The sequence below is a fragment of the Pseudoalteromonas sp. S16_S37 genome, assembly GCF_014694405.1.
Lineage (GTDB): Bacteria > Pseudomonadota > Gammaproteobacteria > Enterobacterales > Alteromonadaceae > Pseudoalteromonas.
This window is the reverse complement of the sequence record NZ_JAAUWV010000108.1, coordinates 1-3,664: the sequence shown is the minus strand read 5'-3', so window position 1 is coordinate 3,664 and position 3,664 is coordinate 1. Positions and strand designations below refer to the sequence as shown.

Here is a 3,664-nt window from a genome sequence, read left to right as displayed (position 1 = left end):
CGACGAAATTACTTGCTTCATCTATGCGTTAACTCACTCAACTTAAAAAGAGAAAATTATGGCTCGAAAAAAAGCAAAGATTTTTATGGTTTAACTTGACGTGGGGAGTCATACCAACGCCCGCTTAAGGGGCAGCCAACGCTACTACCAACTTCCCGCATAACACCGTAACCACAAAAAACAACGCATAGTAAAAATGCCACACGTTGGCTGTCCCTCTTGAAGCGTTTGTTATGCTAATTGTCTTGCAATGACCTTACTGATGAGTTTCATCAATTTTTTCATATAACTTAGCGATATGTTCATTGGTTTCAGTTGCGTTTAATTGCTGGCGACTCTCGATTACTTGGGTATTGTACTCAACAAGCTTTTGAATAAAGACGTCAAAAAATCCAAGCGGTGCTATTAGTGTAACAACAATGGAAATCAACATAATCTCAAGAAGCCAAGCTTTAAAGAAAAAATATGACAAGACTAGAGTTAAGGCCATAAAGATCTTAAACAGCTTCGTAAACTTGCTTAATTTAAGTGCTAATTCAATATCACCAGTTAGTAACTTTTCAGCATATTTATTCACATTGGTTCCTTACTCAAAATTAGCATAACGCTTTGCTAAGCGGCAATAAAATAGTTGGCTAAAATTAGCGAGGAACGAGCAAAAGCCAACTGTTTTTTGTCCGTTTGAGCAACTTGTTATACACAATTAACTCGGTTCCGCAGATAGCACATAGAAATACTCTATTTCATTATTAGACTCAGTCTTTGTTGTAAAGACTGAGTTATTAAATATATACCAATCCTCATCTTCCATATCATGATAAATAATTGACCATGCTTTAGATGAAGTATCAGTACCCATAAATTCACACATAGTAGAGGCGCACTTTACTGCGCTCAAATTTACGCTAGAAGCTAACTCATGTGACGAAAAGTAATCCCACACTTTCTGTTCTAGCTCACTTGCCCAATCTAAATTTATTTCTTCAGACTGTAATTTGTGAAAGTTATCTGCAAAGTATCCTGTTTGATCCGATACAAATTCTGAATAAGGATATGGTAATACTGATGCGTCTGTATTAGTAATGACAGATTCTGGTACTTCCAATAACGAGTGTTCAGGTTTTGATGAAAAAGAGTCAACAATATTGTTTTTTACCTCTCTCTTTGAAACATCAATCTTGTTAGTTAAAGTATTGGTTTCACTATATTTAACTAATTCAGGGGATTCATTGTCAATTATTGTAGCAACATACCCCTTATTTTCTGTATTTTGTGCTTCAATTGGTACATTTAAACCTCTTACTAAATACCCAGCAACAAAACCAATAGAGACTACAATTAACAGTTGATAATGCTTCATAACCTTTCCTTGTGTATAACGCTTTGCTAAGCGGCAATAAAATAGTTGGCTAAAATTAGCGAGGAACGAGCAAAAGCCAACTGTTTTTTGTCCGTTTAAGCAACTTGTTAAATGGCACCTTACAGAGTGCACAAATAATAATAGCCTGATGAGTGAACGAAACTATCTTTACAAACCTCTTTTGCAAAAGTTTCGTTTTCGATATAAACGTCAAGTTGATTATCCCTAGTCTCAAGCACCATGTTCCCACATTGATTTTGAGTAACATAATCCAAATTTCGACTTGTCCATGCAGAATATGCTAGATGTTCTGATGGGGCGCAGCCAAAAAGAGTTAATTTAGGCTCCATTGTGTTTAAAAAGCTATAGTCACGGCCTGACTTTCTGCCATGATGTGGTGCGAGCAAGAATTTACAGTTTTTAATATCTTCTTCATAATTTTCTAGTATGTATTCCCATGTTTTATCATGAGCGTCTCCCGCGACTATGATATTGCCACCAGAACTTCTATAAAGAATAACATAGGAGCAATCATTAAAATCCCCGCTGCTATTTGCCTCATCTACCAATGCTTTATCAGGGGCTAAAATATAAAGTCCGTCACCACCAGTAGTTCCATCTGCATTCTTATTCGCATTGGGGAACCTAGCGCCCGCCAAATTTGAAAGTGATGTTACACCGTCTTCCTTGCCATTTTTAAACTTAACATACCTATCCCAATCAGCTTCTTTATAAGGGCTACCATTAAAATCAGGTTTATCTTTCTTTGCGCCAGTATCCCAAAAGTTATTAATCGTAACGCAATCTGCTAATTGGTTAAATCCATCTAAGTGATCCATATCAGGATGGGTTAAAATAAAACGATGGACGCTATTAACGTTCATATTATTTTGTAAGTATTCAATTGGATTTGTTGGCTTTTTACACATGCCATAATTACCTTTAGGTTTTGAGATTCCTAAAGATTTACTTCTAGATTCAACCAGCTCGATTTCCGTATCAATATTTCCAGCACAAATATCTATCATTGTTCTTAAACCGCTGGCATGTTCAAAAATAGTGCAATCACCACTTTTAACATTTAATAAATGAATTTTAGACAAAACTATTCCTTTTTATCGCTATCTATAGCTGTTCTTGATTTTTCTATCCCAAAAGTTGCTTTAGCAATTTCTTCTATTTTTACAACAAACTTATCCACATTCAGCCCTGCAATAAACGCAAATGCTAAAAAACCAAAGTCGCCAGAGTTTGTTTCTTGAGAAGCTTCTAAAACAACTAATCCGGCCTTTAAAAAAATATATGCTGCAACTCCACTGAGTGCACTTGTAATCGGACGAATGTAATACCAAGTTTCCCAATCTTTATCCCATGATTTCCGAACGCATTTGTTTAGATATATGGCTCTAAGGCAGTAAAGTACGCCACCAATAGTGGCTATAAGAACACAATTTACCGCTAAAATATAATCAGTTAGCCATATAGGGTAATTTCCTATTGGGCCTTGAATCCATATAAAGCCAATAAGTAATAGAATAAAGATCTGGTAGGTAACTACTTTCTTCAATGGTATCTCCTTGCCATTTAACGCCCCACTAAGAGGCAAATGATAGTTGGTTGTAATAGAGAGCGAAGCGAACAAAACCAACTGTTATTTGTCCTGCTTGAGTGGCTTGTTAGGCAACTCTTTGATGCATTAAATAAAACTTGTCTTCTTGTTCAATTATTGAAAATCCATTGGCCTTATAAAAGGATAGTGCTCTATTATTTGTTTTAAAAACGCGCAATGATAATGACTTATTTAAGAGTAACTTTCTAAGTATGGTTAAGGCGTGACTGCCAACACCTTTAGAGCGGAATTTTTCATCGATTATAAACATCATGATATAAGCTCCATCTTTCTCTTCTGTAACTTGGAAATAGCCAATTCTTTTTTCTGCGTTAAAAAGTATATAGTTTACGCTTAAATTCCATCGTTCTTCAGAATCACTAATTTGCCAATCTTGATCCCACCCCCAAAGAGTTTCAATATGAGTTTTCATAGAATCGGAATACAACTCGAAGAAATACTTTTTGTCATGCTCTTTCGCGATTTGAGTGCTGAGATTCACAATTGATTTCCTAGTTGCCTAACGTTTTAGTATTTATGCGACACGTAGTTTGTGTTGCATAATCGCTTGTTGGGCTGAGGCGCTACCTGCTCGATGTGTCAGAGTTGGTGCTCTTTATGCTATGGGAATTTGCTTTTTATGGCCTAAACGATATCTTGCCAATTTCATTGGCGTGTCTATCGTATCTAAGCTG

Annotated in this window: 5 protein-coding genes; all 5 read right to left on the bottom strand. The window is 36.0% G+C overall.

Going from position 1 to position 3,664, the window contains the following annotated elements; genetic code table 11:
- Window positions 1–256: 256 nt before the first annotated feature.
- Window positions 257–577 (bottom strand): hypothetical protein, encoded by a 321-nt coding sequence (locus HC733_RS21700; RefSeq protein ID WP_002053845.1) that lies wholly within the window; start codon window positions 575–577, stop codon window positions 257–259.
- A 126-nt stretch (window positions 578–703) separates the two neighbouring features.
- Window positions 704–1,360 (bottom strand): hypothetical protein, encoded by a 657-nt coding sequence (locus HC733_RS21695; protein ID WP_190367061.1) that lies wholly within the window; start codon window positions 1,358–1,360, stop codon window positions 704–706.
- A gap of 119 nt (window positions 1,361–1,479) precedes the next feature.
- Window positions 1,480–2,463, bottom strand: a complete 984-nt coding sequence (locus HC733_RS21690) for a hypothetical protein (protein ID WP_190367060.1) — start codon at window positions 2,461–2,463, stop codon at window positions 1,480–1,482.
- Between the two features lie 2 nt (window positions 2,464–2,465).
- A complete protein-coding gene (locus HC733_RS21685) occupies window positions 2,466–2,927 on the bottom strand; it encodes a hypothetical protein (protein WP_190367059.1) in 462 nt (153 codons plus the stop codon).
- Between the two features lie 109 nt (window positions 2,928–3,036).
- Entirely contained in the window at window positions 3,037–3,471 is a 435-nt protein-coding gene (locus tag HC733_RS21680; RefSeq protein WP_190367058.1) for a GNAT family N-acetyltransferase, read from the bottom strand.
- Between the last annotated feature and the right edge of the window lie 193 nt (window positions 3,472–3,664).

Excerpts from the sequence above, each read along its gene's own strand:
- HC733_RS21695 (WP_190367061.1), bottom strand. The coding sequence starts at position 1,360 with ATGAAGCATTATCAACTGTTAATTGTAGTCTCTATTGGTTTTGTTGCT.